Genomic DNA, 16988 nt, shown 5'->3' with positions numbered 1-16988 from the left:
ACAACTGGCATAATGGAACGGACCCGCCCATCATCTGTGGTTTGGAGGAAACATGGGTTCTGCATCGTTCACGATCCGCGATCTCGTCAACGCCGACGGTTCCGCTTCGATCAGCGATTACGGCGCGCACGTGCTGCGTTGGGCGCCTCAAGGACAGTCGGACGTGGTCTGGCGTCCGCGTGCGATCCATCTGCATGAGGGGAAGGCGATCCGCGGCGGCGTGCCGGTCATCTTCCCATGGTTCAATTCCGGATTCGATCCGGCCAACGATGCCGCGAAGACGCCCAAGCACGGGTTCGCGCGGTCGAGCTTCTGGCATCCGGTGGACGGTTCGATCACTGATCGTCACGCCGAGTATGCGCTCGACTCCGACGAAATCGACGACGCGACGCTCGCGCAGTTCGTCGGCAACGACGCCCCGCGCTTCCACGCGTCCTACACGGTGGACGCCGGCGAGTCGATCACGATGGCGTTGACGGTGACGAACGACGGCGACGCCGCGTTCTCCTACGAGGCGGCGCTGCACACGTATCTGGCGGTGGACGACGTGACGCGCGCCCGCGTCGTCGGCTTGGACGGCGCGGATTATCTGGACACGACGCTGCCCGGCTTCCCGGTGCGCACGCAGTCGGGCGACGTGGCGTTCGACGGCACGATGGTCGACCGCATCTATCTGACGGATGCGCCGCTCGAACTGCATGACGACGCGGCCGGCCGCACGATCCTGATCTCCTCGCGAGGAGCGACGGCGACGGTCGTGTGGAATCCGGGCGAGGAGGCCGGCAACGCGATCGGCGACCTGGAGGCCGGCGAATGGCGCGGATTCGCCTGCGTGGAGGCCGCCGCGAACCGCGACCGCATGATCACGCTCCACCCCGGCGAATCCCACACCCTCTCCCAGACCCTCGCCGTAAAGTAGCTCCGCCCTCGGCTCCCCTTGTCAGGGGAGCTGTCGGCAATGCCGACTGAGGGGTAGTCCCGCTGAAACACGACAATTCACACAACAAGGGGGAAAGACAATATGCCAACCGAAACCGAACCGCTGCCATCCCGTCTCGAGACCGGTCAACCGGCTCCGGACTTCACACTTCCCGCGGTGAATCCGGACGGCGACGAGACCACCGTCACCCTGTCCGGACTCACCTCACAAGGGGACAAGGTGCTGCTCTACTTCTATCCGGCGGCGATGACGCCCGGATGCACCACCGAGGCCTGCGACTTCCGCGACAACATGGCGCGACTCGGTTCGCTCGGCTACACGGTACTCGGCGTCTCGAAGGATTCGCTCGCCAAACTGCAGCGGTTCCGCGAACGCGACCACCTGTCGTTCCCGCTGCTGAGCGACCCGGACCTGACGGTGCACAAACTGTACGCCGCCTACGGGGAGAAGAAGCTGTACGGCAAGACGCACGTGGGCGTGATCCGCTCCACGTTCGCCATCGACGCGGACGGCACGATCACGCTCGCCCGCTACAACGTGCGTGCCAAAGGCCACGTGGACTCGCTGCTGAAGCGGCTCGGCTGACCGAAGCCGACCCGTCTTCCGCCATCGTCGGACACGGTGGCGGCATCCTGCCACGATGAGGCGTTCCCCGAGGAAGAATCTTCGTGGAACGCCTCATCGCATCCGGAGGGACGCCCGGGAAAGCGATATCACCGATCCCAGGAATCGCTCCTGGTCTGACGCCTGCGGATAAGCACCGCGCCGGTGCCGACGATGGCGAGAATCGCGGTGAGCGTGAGCATCGTCGACTGGTCGGACCCTGTCGAAGCAAGTCCGTCGGTGGGTGTGCCGTCGAGTTTCGCTTCCACTTCGTTCTTCGCCTTCACCGCCGCCTTTTGGCTCTTCTTCGCCTGCGTGACCTTGGACTGGGCGGCATCCTGCTTCTTGGCGGCTTCCTCCGAAGCCTTCTTGGCATCCGCTTCGGCCTGCTTCGCCGCCGCTAGCTCCTTGTCGGACGCGGCCTTGTCGGCTTTCTTCGCCTCGTAGTCGGCCTTCGCCGCATCAAGCGCCTTGTTCGCCTCGTCGAGCTTCGCGTTCGCCTTGTCCAAGGCCTTGTTCGCCTCGTCCAAGGCCTTGTTGGCCGCGTCGAGACGGGCCTGCGCGTCCGTGTAGCGGTCGATGTCCCCGTTCGCCTTGTCAAGATCCTCCTGGGCGTCCTGTTTGGCGGTCTTCGCGGCCTCGACCTTGGCGTTCGCGTCCTTGACGGCCTGCTTCGCCGCCGCAAGCTCCTTGTCGGACGCGGCCTTATCCGCATCCGCCTTCGAAGCGGCGGTCTTCGCCGCGGTCAGAACGGCCTTCGCATCCTTCAATTCGGATTCGGCAGCGGCCTTGTCGGCGGTCGCCCCGTCGATGCGCGACTGCGCGTCCGCGGCACGCTGGGTGGCGTCCTGGAGCTTCGCGTCCGCATCGGTCACATCCTGCTTGGCGGCGTCCACCGCGGCCTGTGCGTCCGCCGCCTTGTCGGCGGCGGCCTGTGCGGCTGAAGCCGTCTCATCGACGGTCTTCTTCGCGGCCTCGGTGGCGGTTCTCGCGGCCGTAAGCGCATCCGCGGCCTTCGACTGCTCCTCCTTCGCCTTCTTCAACGCGTCCGCCTTGTCGCCTTGCGCGGCGAGGGCGTCCTCGTACGCCTCCTTCGCTTCGGCGAGGGCCTTCTCGCTATCCGATACGGTTCCGTTCGCCTTGTCGAGCGCCGCCTGCGCGGTCTTGGCCTGTTCGACGAGCTTCGCGTACGAGTCCGCCGCCTTCGCCGCCGCGTCCGACGCGGACTTGGCCGCCGCCAAAGCCTCCTGGTAGGCCTGCGGCGCGTTCTTCAATCCGTCCATGTAGGAGGTCAGCTGCTTCTCGTATTCGTCGACCGTCAGATCGCCGGCATCCCAGCCGTAGTTCTGGCCTGACACGTTTTTCCCGGCCGAGTAGCCTCCGCCGATCGTGGTCGCCTGCGGATTGATGATGTTCAGGTAATGGCCGACCGAGACGTACAGGGCATAGTCCTTCTGCATCAGCGCATACGGGTCGTTCTTGTACTGCTCGAGGCTGGGGTCCTTGGCGACCGCGGCATCCCACACCTTTTTCTCCTGATAGTACCAGCCTTGTTCCGGCTGTTCGCCGTACCCCCATGCGAGGTTCTGGCCGCTGTCGTAGAAATCATGGCCCATGTTGCCGAACGCATTGCCGTCGGTGACGGACTGCGCCATCGCCTGCTCCCATGCGCTCCACTTCAGCTCCGGGAGTCCCAGGCTCTTGCGGATTTCGTTGATCTTCTTCATCGATGACACGGCCTTCGCCATATTGTCGAGGCTGAATGCGCTGTCCGGATCATTCGGACGGATGGTGCCGGCCGCCACGCCTTTCTTGTACGCCTCCGACCAGCTGTCGACCTGGGAGTCGCCCGTGCCTCCATCCCTGAGACCGACCGCCTTCTGGTATCCGTACGTCTCGTAGAAGCCGAACGCGCCCTTGTCCCACTGGGCCTGCGCGTTGTCCGCCGCCGTCTTCTTCTCGTCCGCCGTCTTCTGTGCCGCGTCCGCCTGTGCCTGAAGGTCCGCCGCATCCGCCTGGCCCTTCGCCGCCGCCGCGTCCGCCGCGCTCTTCGCCGCGTCCGCCTGCGCCTGCGCCGCCTGCGCGTCCTTCAACGCCTGTTCGGCCTTGGCGAGTTTGGCGGCGGCCTCGTTGAGTCCCGTGTCGCCCTGCTCGAGCTTCGTGACCTTTTCGTCCGCCGCCTGCTTGGACGCGGCCGCATCCGCCTCTTCGGCCTGCTTCGTCTTCAGATCCGCCTGCGCCTTCGCCGCCGCCGCGTCCGCCGCATTCTTCGCCGCGTCCGCCGCGTCCTTGCCGGAGGTGGCCTGGTCGAGCTGCGACTGAGCGGTCTGCTTCGCCTGGGTCGCATCCGCCACGTCCTCGTCCGCTTGGGCCTTGTCCGTTTCGGCTTGGGCCTTGTCCGCGTCGGCCTTGTCCGCCTTGGCCTGCGCATTATCCGCCGATTGCTGCGCCTGATCCAGCTTCGCATGCGCATCCTGCGCCTGCTTGTCGTTCGCATCGGCTTTCGCCTGGGCATCCGACTCGGTCTGGGTGGCCTTCGACTGTTCGTCGGTGGCGGCATCCAGCTGCTTCGACGCCTCATCCAACGAGGTCTGCGCATCCTTCGCCGCCTGCTGCGCCTGTTCGAGCTTCGCGGGAGCGTCCTGTGCGTCCTTCGCCGCCTGTGACTGGTTTTCCGCCGCGACCTGCTGGCTCTGCTGGGCCTTGTGCTGCTGGTCCTGCGCCGCCTGCTGGCTCTGCTGGGCCGCGTCCAATGCCTGCTGCGCCTGGTCCAGCGCGGCCGCCGCCGCATCGGCCTTCGCCTGTGCCTCCGGGACGCCTGACGGAGCCGCCGAGGCAATCTGCGCCTGGGCCGCCTGCACTTGCGCTTGGGCCTGCTCGACCTGTTGGGCCGCGCTCTGATCGGTCGGCGTGGCCGTCTCGCCGGCCATCGCCGTCTGCGGAGCCAACAACGTGCCCGCCGTCACCACAACCGCGAGAGCCGCCTTCGAACCGTTCTTCATCTCGAGTCCTTCCACTCATCAGGGATGTGCCTGTCCGAGACCGGGCGAATACGTCCCTGTACACTCGCCCGACCGTCGGGCCTAATCAGGGGAGAATATCCTCGGAGGGGCCCGACATCCTTCACAACCGGACAAACCCCGCGAACCTGTCGTGAACGCCGTCGTTCGAGGCGTGCCGCACCGGCGACTTCGCCGAGTCTTCAAGCCATGAATCATCTCGATGTGTCTATGATGCGCCACTACGGGCAAAGTTTGAGCCCATGACCATTATGTGGGAAAGCCGGCTCCGTTCTCGTGCCGCGATTCCGACGACGCGGCGCGTCCTGCGCGCGCATCATTCTAATCGTGAGAAAATAGACACGGTGTCAACGCGGATGGGTGGTGCCGTCCGCATCGGACAGGAGGTGCCTGATGGTTGCGAACAAGGCGAACGAACTGCCGGACTGGGTGCGTTACGGAGTGTTCTGGCAGGTGTATCCGCTTGGATTCTGCGGCGCGGACATCCGCCCGCAGGGTCCGCGCGAATTCCACGGCCGGGGGCTCGACGCGCTGATTCCCTGGCTGCCGTACATGCGCGACCTGGGCGCGTCAGGTCTGCTGCTCGGCCCCATCTTCGAATCCGCCACGCACGGCTACGACACGCTCGACCACATGCACGTCGACGTGCGGCTCGGCGGCGACGCGGCGTTCGACCGGCTCGCCGAAGCCTGCCACGGCATGGGCATGTCCATCATTCTCGACGGCGTCTTCAACCACGTGTCGCGCCGCCACCCGGCCGTCCAGGCAGCGCTCGACGAGGCCTCCGGCACGCTCTCCCCCGCCGGGAACCCCTGGCATGGACTCGTCAAGACCGCGACCGGCGCAAACGGGGAGCCGGTGCTCGACGTGTTCGAAGGCCACGGCGACCTCGTCGACCTCGACCACGGCAGCGACGAGACGGTCACCTACGTGACGCGTGTGATGAACCATTGGCTCGACCGCGGCGCATCCGGCTGGCGGCTCGACGCCGCCTACGCGGTGCCGAGCGGATTCTGGGCGAAGGTGCTGCCGCAGATGAAGGCCGCGCACCCGTATACGTGGATCTTCGGCGAGGTAATCCACGGCGACTACCCGCGCATCGCGGTGGAATCCACGATGGATTCGATCACGCAGTACGAGCTGTGGAAGTCGATCCGTCACGCGCTCGAAACCGACAACTTCTTCGAACTCGACTGGAACCTCACCCGGCACAACGCGTTCCTCGACACGTTCATCCCACAGACGTTCATCGGCAACCACGACGTGACCCGCATCGCCTCCGAGATCGGGCCGAAGAAGGCCGCGCTCGCATTGGCGGTGCTGATGACGGTCGGCGGCGTGCCCAGCATCTACTACGGCGATGAGCAAGGGTACGTGGGCGTCAAGGAGCAGCGGTTCGGCGGCGACGACGACGTGCGGCCCAAATTCCCGGACTCGCCGGAGCAGCTGTCGAAGCTCGGCGAGCCCGTGTACCGCCTGCACCAGGCGCTGATCGCGCTGCGCCGCCGCAACCCGTGGCTGCAGGACGCGCGCGTCGAGAAGGACGTGCTCGAGAACAAGCGCTACGTGTACCGGGCGGTCGCCGCAGACGGGCACACGCACATCCGCGTGGAGTTGAGCGTCGAGGACGAGCCGACGTTCACGATTTCCGATGCGGATGGGCGTGTGGCGTACCGGTATTAGCGCCGGGTGCACCCCCTCAGACGGCTTCGCCGCCAGCTCCCCCTTCAGGGGGAGCAAGAGAAAAAGCCAATGCCTCTGGAAGGAACCAGAGGAGCATAAGGAGGGGATCAGCGGGTGCGGAAGGGGATGGTCTTGCGCTTGGAGTGGCGGCGGCGCGGGCCGTCCGTGGAACCGTATTTGGCGATCATGCGGCGGTCGTGGCGCTTCGCGGCCTCACCGCGCTCGTCCTGCACGACGCGGTTCTCGTCCCTGCGGTGGATGCGCTTGCCTCCGTTGCCGCCCTTCGAGCTGCGGTCCGAACGTGTGTCGTCGCGGTAGCCGCCCCGCTTGGAGCGATGCGAGTCGCCGGTCTCGAAACGGCGGTCGCGGCGTTCCGCCTCGGCGTCGCGCATGCCGGCGCGTCGCTCGGCACGGTTCTTCCGCCCGGCCGGCTGCTCGCGTCGGTCGCGGCCGCGCTCGTCACGGGAGGAACGTCGCGTCGAACGGTCCGCGCGGCGGTCGTCGCGACCACCATGGCCGCCACGACGGTTCCGGCGCGAATCGTCGCCGCCGTCCGCGAACGGATCGTCGAATCCGGTCTCGTCGACCGCATCGAAGTCGTCGACGAACGTGATGTTCGCGGGCGTGCGCGACCTGCCGGCTCCGCCGTCGCCTCGCCTGCCGTTCCCGCGCTTGCCTCCATGGGCGTTGTCGTTCTTGCGCGCCTTGCGGTCCTTGCGCTTGCGCGGATTGCCGGCGGGCTGCGTGTCGTCGAGGTTCCAATCCTTGACGATCGGGGCGCGCTCCCCCACGAGCTCCTGCACTTCCGGCGAATCATGGCGCACGGCGATCGGCTTCACGTCGATGCCGGCGGCCTTGAGCATGCGCTTCGCCTCGCGGCGCTGGAACGGGAGCACGAGCGTCACCACGTCGCCCGTATGGCCGGCGCGCGCGGTGCGGCCGGAACGGTGCACGAACGATTTCGGATCGTCCGGCGGGTCGATCTGCACGACGAGCTCCACGTCGCTCACGTCGATGCCGCGGGCCGCCACGTCGGTGGCGACCAGCACGCTCACGTCACCATCCTCGAACGCGGCGAGGTTGCGGTCGCGCTGGTTCTGGTTGAGGTTGCCGTGCAGCTGCGCGGCGGGCACGCCGCTGTTCGTCAGGCTCTTCGCGAGCTTCTTCGCCTGGAACTTGGTGCGCGTGAACAGGATGCGCTTGCCGGTTCCGGCGGCCAGCTGACGCACCACCTCGAACTTGTCGTCCTTCGCCACCTCGAACACATGCTGGGTCATCGTGTCGACCACGGCGGCCGGCTCGTCCACGCTGTGCGTCTTCGGCTCACGCAGGAACTCGCGCACCAGACCGTCGACGCCGTGGTCGAGCGTCGCGGAGAACAGCATGTGCTGCGCGTCGGGACGGATCTGGCCAAGGATGCGGCGCACCGGCGGCAGGAAGCCCATGTCCGCCATCTCGTCCGCCTCGTCCATGACGATGACGCGCACGTCGGACAGGGTGAGCAGCTTCTGGCGCAGCAGGTCCTCGAGACGACCCGGGCAAGCGACGACGATGTCCGCGCCGGACTTGAGGTCGCGCACCTGACGGTTCTGTTTGACGCCGCCGTACACGGTGGTCGTGGTCATGCCCATCATGCGGGCAAGCGGTTCGAGCACGTCGTTGATCTGGTTGGCGAGCTCGCGCGTCGGCGCGAGCACAAGCCCGTGCGGATGTGGCAGGAAGCCGCGCTCCTCGCGTTCGGCGAGATGCTCGCGGCGGATGAACTTGACGTTGCGGCGGAATTCGGACATCGCCATGCCCGGCTCCCACGCGGCCTCGCACAGGCGCGCGGCGAGCGGGATGCAGAAGGCGAGCGTCTTGCCCGAGCCGGTGCGGCCACGGCCGAGGATGTCACGGCCGGCGAGGGAATCGGGAAGGGTGTCCTCCTGGATGGGGAACGCCTCGGTCTTGCCGTCCGCGTCGAGCACGCGGCACAACGGCTCGGGGACGCCGAGTTCGAAGAAGGTCTTGGCGCGCGTCTCGACGACGGGCGCGGAGAAGGTTGTATCTGGCACAACGGCCTTTCATGTCATATGGATCATGCGCGGTTTGCGCAAACCATACGACAGTAGCGTAAGGCCGATACTTTGCGTGCGGCGTCGCACGCAAGGCATCGGCCTTACGGTCCGATCAATCACTCCATGTGGGTCACACGTAGTTGCGTTCGATGAGGATGTCGGAGACGGTGAGGTTCGCGTCGTTGACGAGGTTGAACAGGATCACGCCGGCGAGCTGGGCCGGGTCCATGAACGTGTGCTGCTTCTCCTCGGACACGTAGTCGTGGCTGTCGCGGTAGAACGCGGTGTCGATGCCGCCCGGGTAGACGCCCACGATCTTCACGCTCGTGCCCTTGTAGGCGGCCTTGAGGCTCTGCGTGTAGCCCTTCTCGCCCCACTTGGTCGCGCAGTAGACGGATTCGTTGGCGTTGCCGCGCGTGGCGGCGGTGCTCATCACGTTCGCGATCTTGAGATCGGCCTCTCCATCCGCCTTGAGCGTGGCGACCGACCACAGGATCATGCCTTTGAGACCCTTGAGGCACTTGTCGACGTCGGCGGCCTCGTAGGCGGTGGGCGTCTTGAACGAGGGCTGCCCGGCGTTGTTGATGAGCAGGTCGACGTGGCCGAGTCCGGCAATCTCGGCGATGGAGGCGTTCACGAACGCCTCGTCGGACACGTCGCCGACGAACGCCTTGTAGGATTCGGCGCCAAACTCCCCTTCGAGTTCGGCCTGGCGCTCGGCGTTGAAGTCGACGCCCGCCACGAACCAGCCTTCGGCGATGAGCTGCCTGGCCAGCTCGTAGCCGAGACCGAGCGCGCTGCCGGTGACGATTGCGATGTTCTTCCCGTTCGATTGCATTGCCATATCCGGTTCTCCCTCACGAGGATGGGTTCTTGGGTCATGGTTCAGGCTATCGAACCGTTCCGACGCGGTTTCGCGTTTCGCCCGGCGGCGCGCCCTCCCGGTCGCGTTCCGGCGTGCCATAGGTGGCCCTGGGGCCGATGAATCATGCCATCTGCGCGACGTTCTTCGGGTACCAGATGGCCAGCCAGTCGTCCTCGTACGGGACGGCGAGGCGTTCCGCCATCCATTCGCGGCAGGCGGCGAAGAAGCGCGTGAGCATGGAGACGGCCTTGACGTTCATTTCGGTGTCAATGATGGTACGCATGGAAATCACTCCCTTGGTTCCGACAGGCCGGGATATGGCGTAATCGTCCACATCCCGGCGAGTCGCATTCCTTTTTCCGTTCTTCCACTGCAGTGCGAAGATGCCTTAAGCATACGGCTCCGGAACACGCCGCCACGACGCCGCCATCGCGTCAACGGCGATGATAATATCAAAATCGTATATACGATGAATCCGGCACGACGGCCGGAGATGGAGGCGTTCCATGGCGACGGTGACGAAACGGATCACGGTGTTCTCCGACATGTCGGAACGCATCCACTACAACATCCCCGAGCTGCCGATCTACGCGCATTGCGACCCGATCTCCGCGTTCGCCGACTACCGATGCCCCTGCCACTGGCATCGGGACCTCGAATTCATCCGCGTGGTCAGCGGCACGCTCCACTATTTCGTCAACGGGCGGACGGTGGTCATGCACCCCGGGGACGGATTGGTGATCAATTCCAGCCGGCTCCACTACTCCTTCTCCCCCGAACGCAAGGAGGCGTGGTTCTCATGCGCGGTCATCGGCACGGAACTATTCGAGAACCTGACCGCGGCGACGCGAGAACGCTGCGAGCGGGCGTTCGCCCAGCGCATGGACGACTGCCTCGCATTGTCTCCTGACGTGCCATGGCAACGCGACGTGCTGATGGGCATCGAGGAGGTCGTGCGCCTCACGCCGGGCGGCGGCATGCGTGGCGCCGCCGGCACCGACGCGACGGCGGCGACGGTCACGGCCGGATCGTCGGGAATATCGGGGATGCCGGCGGTGCCGGGAGCATCCGGATTGACGGGCGCATCGACTCCATCGGATTCACCGTTCTCGCCGGTCTCGTCGGCACGAGGCGACCGCCATGCCGGCGACGACCCGCTGCCCGCCGTCGCGGCCGCGATACGCCTGTGCGACGCCGTGATCGACCGTTTCTCCCCCACGGAGGATTCCGACGGCGGGACGGCGGACGGCGTGACCGGCCAACGCGACCGCATGTCGGTGCTCAACATGATCGGCCTCATCCAACGACGGTTCGACGAGCCGCTGAACCTCAACGATATCGCCGCGGCGGGCGGGGTGAGCCGCAGCCAATGCTGCATCCTGTTCCGCAGGCATGTCGGACGCACTCCCGGAGAATGTCTCACCGACCGTCGTCTGGAGGAGGCGAAAAGCATGCTGTCCGGCACGGACGCCTCGGTGGCGGAGACGGCGCGCGCCTGCGGGTTCTCCTCGTCGAGCTACTTCATCAGTGTCTTCCGCAGAAGCTTCGGTATGACCCCCAACGCCTATCGCAACGCCCGCGCCTAGGACGACGAATCCCCATGGTGCGGTAAGGGGGATTCCCTGTTTCGGCGGAATTCCGCCGAAACGCCCTACCGCACCATGGGGATTTCACCGCACCATGGGAGATGATGGAGGAGATGCCGGGATTACAGGATGTCGGGGTCGTCCTTCTCGATGGTGCCGGTCATCTTGCCGACGGCCTTGAGACCGTGGTAGGCGACGAGGATCACGATCGTGCCGATCGCGATGCCGTTGAACGAGATGCCGTTCACGGTGAACGCGAACTGGCCGATCGCGATGATCATCGTGATGGCGGCGACCATGATGTTGAGCGGCTTGTCGAAGTTGACCTTGTTCTCCACCCAGATGCGGATGCCGATCATGCCGATCATGCCGTAGAGCAGCGTGGTGACGCCGCCGAGCACGCCGGCGGGGATCGTGTTGATGACGGCGCCGAACTTCGGGCACAGCGACAGGATCAGCGCGAAGGCGGCGGCGCACCAGTAGGCGGCGGTCGAATACACCTTGGTGGCGGCCATCACGCCGATGTTCTCGCCGTACGTGGTGGTGCCGGAGCCGCCGCCGAAACCGGCGAGCGTGGTGCCGAGACCGTCGGCGAGCAGGGCGGTGCCCATCTGGTCGTCGTAGTCGCGGCCGGTCATCTGCGCCACGGACTTGACATGGCCGACGTTCTCGGCGACGAGCACGAGCACGACCGGCAGGAACATCGGCAGGATCGTGAGGTCGGCCTGCGGCATGTGGAACTTCGGCAGGCCCACCCATGCGGCGTCGGCAATGGCGGAGAAGTCCACCTGGCCGCGGAAGCACGCGTACGCGTAGCCGACGATCACGCCGAGCAGGATGTTGAGACGGCCAAGCAGGCCCTTGAACAGCACGGCGATGAGCAGCACGGCGAGCAGCGTCACGATGGCCGTGTCGGGCGCCTTCTGGAAGTTGGCCCACACGCTGGGCGCGAGGTTGAAGCCGATGATCGCGACGATGGCACCGTTGACGACCGGCGGCATGATGATGTCGATCCACTTGGCGCCCGCGTAGTGCACGGCGATGCCGATCAGGGCGAGCAGGATACCGGTCGTCATGATGCCGAAGCTGGCGACGGCGATGCCCTTGTGCGCGGTGGTGACGGCGGTGATCGGCGCGATGAAGCCGAAGCTGGAACCCAGGTAGCTGGGCAGCACGTTCCTGTTGATGAGCAGGAACAATGCTGTCGACATGGCGGTGAAGAACAGCGTGGTGGACGGGTCGAATCTGGTGAGGATCGGCACGAGGAACGTGGCGCCGAACATGGCGATCACATGCTGTGCGCCGATGCCCGCGGTGCGCGTCCAGGTCAGGCGTTCATCGGGTTCGACGACCTCGCCGGGCGCGAGCGTCTTGCCGTCGCCGTGCAGTTTCCACTGGAAGATGTTGCCTTTGGGCTCGCTCATAAGTGGCTCTCCTTAGCTTCTCTCTTGCGGGGCATACCTCGTCCCCGCGATTCGAAGCCATTGTAGCCGCCCTATGCGTCGGCGCGTCGGCACCTCGGTACGCCACCGGCGTCACTTGCCGTAGTAGTCGAGCAGATGCGGGTCGACGGCGTGCACCACGTCCACCAGGTCGCCGTTCGAGAGGTACGGGCGCTTGAACTCGCGCCACGGGTCCACCTTCACCTCCCATTTGCCGGTCTCCTCGTTGAGGACGGGCCGGGCGGTCTGCTCCCAGTGCATGCGCTTGGAGGTGCGTCCGGTCTCCGGATCGCGGCGCGTGTAGTGCAGGCACGTGCAGTTGGTGATCGCCCAGTCAGGCGAGGCGGCGCGGTGCAGGAACTCCTCGTCCGAGAGGTCCTCCAGCGTGAGCATGAGCGCGAGCATGAAGTCGCCGTGCGTGACCATGACCACGCTGCCCAGGTCGGATTTGCGCGACAGGGAGCTGAGCACGTTGTGCACGCGGTCCTCGGCCACGTCGGCCACGGATTCGCCCGCCGGCGGACGCCAGTACAGCGGATCCGTGTTCTTGAACATCCAGTTGCGCGCGTAGTTGGTCTTGAACTCGTCCTTGGTGATCGTGTTGATCTCGCCCCAGGAGCGTTCGCGGATGACGCGGTTCTCCTCCCATTTCGCCTTGGGCAGGGCCATCGTGGCGGCGGTTTCGCGCGTGCGCACGTACGGGGAGACGAGATAACGGTCGAACAGCTGCTGCTGGCCGACGAGCCAGCGGCCGATGCAGTCGGCCTGCTTGCGCCCCGTGCCGGTCAGTCGCCAGGAGCGGTCGGGCACGGTCACGTTGTCCTGCGTGTACAGCGAATTGTCGCCCCGGTCCCCCGCCTGGACGATGATGTTCGCCTCGGATTCGCCGTGTCGGATCACATAGAGGTCAAGCGGCATGCTCATGGGCGTCTCCTTTCGTCGTGTCGTCGTCGAATGCGTTCCGGACCCACCGGAACATGCGGATTTCCAGCATAATCGAAAACGCCGCCGCGCGTATGACGGTCATACGCGCGGCGGCGGAAGTTCACCGAGAATTCAGGCGATGGTGACGGGCGTACCGTCGGGCAACTGCTCGTACAGCCATTTCGCGTCGGCGATGCTGAGCCGCACGCAACCGTGCGAGGCAGGTCGGCCGAGCTTCGCCCCCTCGTCCGGCAGATAATCGCCGAAATTCTCGCCGGTGGGTACCGTGTGGAACAGGTAGGGGCCGTAGAACCGCACCCAGTAGTCGGCGCCCATGCCTTCGGACGCGTTGAAGAAGTGCGGGCCGCGCGCGTCCACCGTGTAGGTGCCGTGCGGCGTGGAATCGTCCATGCCGGTGCTGGTGACCATCGTGTAGATGGTCTGCCCGTTGGACTTGACGTAGGCTCTCTGCGCGGCGAGGTCCACGTCCACGCTGATGCCGGTGTACTGGGCGAGATCGGGCTGGACGCCGCCGGTGGGGTTCGTCCAGCGGGCGCGCTGCTCCTCGGCTTCGCGCTGTTTGGCGAGCGTCTCGTTGACCTTCGGTACCGTCCTGCGTCGCAGGGACTTCTCGGCGATGTCCTCCACCTGCACGGACGCACCCGCGCCGGACGAAGCGGCGATCACGGCGTCGCGCTCGGCGGCGCGGGCCTGCCATAGGGCGATGGTGCCGCACAATGCGATGGCCAGCATGGCGCACAGCAGCATCTCCCCGAGGAGCAGCCAGTCGGTACGCCTGCGATGCAGACCGACGTATGGCGAACGACGTCCGGTCATATGCACCCCCTAATCCAAGATGAACGAAGCCTTGGCCTCCCCTTGATGGTATCCGACAGTTCCGACGCGGTAACGGGTTTCAGAACACGAGGAACGAGACCGCGGTGAGCGTGAACAGGCTGGCGACGGTGGTGACGAGCACCATGCCGATTGCGTATTCGGGTTGGTTGTGTTCTCGTTCGGCGAACATGACCATGGTGCTCATGGTCGGCAGGCCCGAGACGAGGGTCATCATATGCACCATGTCCGGGTTGGCGGTGCCGAGGCCGAGCATCGGTGGCACGGCGGTGAGCAGCATGTAGAAGCCGACGGGCACGAGCAGCATCTTGACGACGATGCCCACGTACAGTTCGTATTTCCCGAGGATGCCCGTCCAGTCGCGGATGGCGAACAGGCCGCCCAGATACACCATGGACAGGGGCGAGGCGGTGGAGCCGAGCGTCTTCAACGGGGTGAGCACGACGTCGGGGATGGTCACGCCGGCGAGAATCAGCGCGACGGCGAGCACCACGGCGATGAGCGCGGGGCTGACGAGCGGCGTGAAACGGTCGAGCCAGCCGTGTGCGGGGCGTTCGTCGGCGATGGACTGCCGGTCGTCGACCTTCTTGCACGTCCATACGCCGTACGTCCACAGGAGGAACTGGTCGACGATAGACATGAGCGCGAAATAGAGCGCTCCCCTGCCGGGGAACAGGGCGAGGATGAGCGGCAGGCCGATGAACCCGGCGTTGCCGAACGCGAAGCAGCCGCGGAACATGCGCCCGCGTTCGCGCTTCAATCGCAGCACGTAGGAGAGCAGGGTGAACAGGCCGATGAGCAGCGCGTACATGACGAGCGTCATCGCGATGATCGCGTCGGAGCCGATGAGGTCGGCACGCGTCGTGCCGGACACGGCGTTCGAGAAGACGAGCAGCGGGATGCCCGCCTTGAGGATGAACGCGCAGATGCCGTCCAGCGCGGTCTCGCCGAGCACCTTGGATTTGACGCAGATATAGCCGACGACCATCATCACGGCCATGCCGATCATCTGGCCGAGCACGATGCCGAACTGCTGCACGGGACATCCCCTCCCTACGGAATCTCAGAACACGAGCTGGACGAGCAGCATGTAGACGATGGTGCCGCCGGCGATGGAGAGCAGCATGCTGCGCCGCCACAGATGCAATGCGACGATCACGAGGCATGCGATGAGTTCGGGCACGCCGTGGCTGCCGGTCAGGATGGGCGTGTTGCGCAGCGAGTAGACGACGAGCAGGCCGGTCATCGCATAGGGCAGCACTTTGCCGAAGTATTCGATGAGGCGCGGCGGCTGCTTCGATTCGGGGAACACGAGGAACGGCAGGAACCGGGTGAGCATCGTGCCCGCCGCCACCACGGCGACGGTGATCACCCCCTGGATCACGGTCATCGTCATCGCGTCACCTCCTTTTCTTCGTCGTTTCCTTCGTCGTCCCCCACCGCCGTGGCGGCGCTTTCGGCATCGTCGTCGTGCAGGTCGTCGAGCCGCGGGCGCAGCAGGACGAACAGCACGATCATCGCGATCAGCGAGGGGATCATGAAGTCGTCCGGACCGAACGCGACGAGGCAGGCGAGGGACGCGAGCACGCCGACGACCGCGCTGACGCGGCCGCGGCGGCCTGTGCCGGCGCCGAGCCACTGGTCGAGGAAGACGACGAGGAACAGCGCGGTGAGCACGAATTCGAGGCCGTCCGTGTCGAACGGCAGATTCGAGCCGATCACGCCGCCGAGCGTCGCGCCCGCCACCCAGTATGCCTGGTTGAGCACGGTGACCCAGAGGTAGAACCAGCCGCGGTCCACGCCTTCGGGAACCTGTGTCGAGGAGTTGATGGCGAACGTCTCGTCGCACATGCCGAAGATCAGGTATGGGCGTTTCCAGCCGAGTCCGCGGAACCTCCCGAGCATGGACAGGCCGTAGAACAGGTGGCGCGCGTTGACCATGAGCGCGAGCAGGAACGCGGCCACGGGGTTGAACGCGGAGAGCAGCAGGTTCACGGTGACGAACTCCATCGAACCGGCGAAGATGAACGCGCTCATGCACATCGGCCAGACGAACGAGAATCCCTTCGCGCCCATGAGCATGCCGTAGGAGCAGCCGAGGAACAGGAATCCGAGTGCGATCGGCACGGTGAGCGGGAACGCCGCCTTCAACGCCTTGAGGCGCATGCCGCGCCGCTCCTCCCGTGTCATGCCGCGTCTCTCCTCGTCTCTCTTTTCCGGATTGATTGCGGCGGACATGCTATCACGCATCGGACGCGGCGTGACGGCGGGCGTTCATTTTGGGACGGCGCGGCGGATCGCCTCGCGGACGGCGGCCGCGTCCAGCGTCTCGTCGCCGAGCGCCCGGTGCAGGGTCAGCCCCTCGATGAGCGAATCGAGGATCGCGGCGGTCGGCTTGTCGAAGAACCGTTCCAGCTGTGCGCGGCTGGCGGCCATCCAGCGTTCGGTGATGTCACGGTAGGCGGGGTCGCGGGCCGCGATCGTGTACAGCTCCATATTGATGACGAGGTCGCGCTGCGTGCTCACCAGATCGGTTTCGATATGACGGGCGACGGCCTCGCACACCCCGGCCTCGTCCGTCGCCTCGTCCATGCGCGCGGCGAACGAGGCGATGCAACGGTCCGCGTACCGGTCGAACGCCTGGTGCAGCAGGTCGGCCATGCCGTCGAAATGGTAGGTCATCGATCCGAGCGGCACGTTCGCGGCGGCGGCGATGACACGGTGCGACGCGCCGGCCACGCCTTTGGCGGCGATGACGTCGAGGCACGCCTCGATGATGCGGTCCTTGCGTTCCGGGTCGAAGCGGCGGGCCGACTCCCCCATGGCGCACCTCCTTGCTGCCGTGATGTCCGATCGTGATACCGATGTCGTCATCCAGCATACACGCCGTAATGTACGTTCGTACATACTGTTGCGTACACTCGTACACAACGCCGTCGGCTTCCGTATTCCCGCCGGCAGCGTACCTTGTCTCAACACGCGTGTGGGCCCCGCATCCTTGCCGCAGGATGCG

Annotated in this window: 15 protein-coding genes; 4 read left to right on the top strand and 11 right to left on the bottom strand. The window is 65.8% G+C overall.

Going from position 1 to position 16988, the window contains the following annotated elements:
• Positions 1-52: 52 nt before the first annotated feature.
• Entirely contained in the window at positions 53-919 is an 867-nt protein-coding gene (locus tag AC1AYN_RS03415; RefSeq protein ID WP_476501733.1) for a D-hexose-6-phosphate mutarotase, read from the top strand.
• A gap of 102 nt (positions 920-1021) precedes the next feature.
• Positions 1022-1525, top strand: coding sequence for a thioredoxin-dependent thiol peroxidase (gene bcp, locus AC1AYN_RS03410; RefSeq protein WP_476532101.1), 504 nt, complete (start codon positions 1022-1024; stop codon positions 1523-1525).
• A 128-nt stretch (positions 1526-1653) separates the two neighbouring features.
• Here bcp and AC1AYN_RS03405 read toward each other — a convergent pair whose 3' ends face one another.
• Complete coding sequence (locus tag AC1AYN_RS03405; protein ID WP_476532099.1) at positions 1654-4545, bottom strand: CAP domain-containing protein; 2892 nt, start codon at positions 4543-4545, stop codon at positions 1654-1656.
• Between the two features lie 411 nt (positions 4546-4956).
• Here AC1AYN_RS03405 and AC1AYN_RS03400 point away from each other — a divergent pair, with 411 nt between their 5' ends.
• Positions 4957-6246, top strand: a complete 1290-nt coding sequence (locus tag AC1AYN_RS03400; protein WP_476501735.1) for an alpha-amylase family protein — start codon at positions 4957-4959, stop codon at positions 6244-6246.
• 107 nt (positions 6247-6353) lie between these two features.
• On the opposite strand, the gene AC1AYN_RS03395 is transcribed toward AC1AYN_RS03400, so the two are convergent.
• From AC1AYN_RS03395 to AC1AYN_RS03385, 3 genes are all read right to left on the bottom strand, one after another.
• On the bottom strand, positions 6354-8300 hold the full coding sequence (locus AC1AYN_RS03395; protein ID WP_476532097.1) for a DEAD/DEAH box helicase: 1947 nt from the start codon (positions 8298-8300) through the stop codon (positions 6354-6356).
• Between the two features lie 133 nt (positions 8301-8433).
• The gene (locus AC1AYN_RS03390) at positions 8434-9141 is read right to left on the bottom strand and encodes an SDR family oxidoreductase (protein ID WP_476502021.1); all 708 of its coding nucleotides are present in this window, start codon (positions 9139-9141) and stop codon (positions 8434-8436) included.
• A 148-nt stretch (positions 9142-9289) separates the two neighbouring features.
• Positions 9290-9451, bottom strand: a complete 162-nt coding sequence (locus AC1AYN_RS03385) for a hypothetical protein (RefSeq protein WP_476532095.1) — start codon at positions 9449-9451, stop codon at positions 9290-9292.
• Positions 9452-9674: 223 nt separating this feature from the next.
• Between AC1AYN_RS03385 and AC1AYN_RS03380 the strand changes: the two genes are divergently transcribed.
• Positions 9675-10754, top strand: coding sequence for an AraC family transcriptional regulator (locus AC1AYN_RS03380; RefSeq protein WP_476532093.1), 1080 nt, complete (start codon positions 9675-9677; stop codon positions 10752-10754).
• Between the two features lie 122 nt (positions 10755-10876).
• On the opposite strand, the gene AC1AYN_RS03375 is transcribed toward AC1AYN_RS03380, so the two are convergent.
• From AC1AYN_RS03375 to AC1AYN_RS03345, 7 genes are all read right to left on the bottom strand, one after another.
• Entirely contained in the window at positions 10877-12178 is a 1302-nt protein-coding gene (locus AC1AYN_RS03375) for a uracil-xanthine permease family protein (protein WP_476532091.1), read from the bottom strand.
• Between the two features lie 111 nt (positions 12179-12289).
• Positions 12290-13120, bottom strand: a complete 831-nt coding sequence (locus tag AC1AYN_RS03370; RefSeq protein ID WP_034528342.1) for a histidine phosphatase family protein — start codon at positions 13118-13120, stop codon at positions 12290-12292.
• Between the two features lie 132 nt (positions 13121-13252).
• Positions 13253-13957, bottom strand: coding sequence for a L,D-transpeptidase (locus AC1AYN_RS03365; protein ID WP_476532089.1), 705 nt, complete (start codon positions 13955-13957; stop codon positions 13253-13255).
• A gap of 79 nt (positions 13958-14036) precedes the next feature.
• The gene (locus tag AC1AYN_RS03360) at positions 14037-15014 is read right to left on the bottom strand and encodes an AEC family transporter (RefSeq protein WP_476532087.1); all 978 of its coding nucleotides are present in this window, start codon (positions 15012-15014) and stop codon (positions 14037-14039) included.
• Positions 15015-15038: 24 nt separating this feature from the next.
• Complete coding sequence (locus AC1AYN_RS03355) at positions 15039-15371, bottom strand: branched-chain amino acid transporter permease (RefSeq protein WP_476501742.1); 333 nt, start codon at positions 15369-15371, stop codon at positions 15039-15041.
• Positions 15368-16165 (bottom strand): AzlC family ABC transporter permease, encoded by a 798-nt coding sequence (locus AC1AYN_RS03350; RefSeq protein WP_476532085.1) that lies wholly within the window; start codon positions 16163-16165, stop codon positions 15368-15370. Before AC1AYN_RS03350 ends, AC1AYN_RS03355 begins: the two co-directional genes overlap by 4 nt.
• A gap of 84 nt (positions 16166-16249) precedes the next feature.
• Entirely contained in the window at positions 16250-16798 is a 549-nt protein-coding gene (locus AC1AYN_RS03345) for a TetR/AcrR family transcriptional regulator (protein ID WP_476532083.1), read from the bottom strand.
• Between the last annotated feature and the right edge of the window lie 190 nt (positions 16799-16988).

It is taken from the genome of Bifidobacterium sp. LH_413, from assembly GCF_056357015.1.
This window is presented reverse-complemented; position numbering and strand designations above follow the sequence as displayed.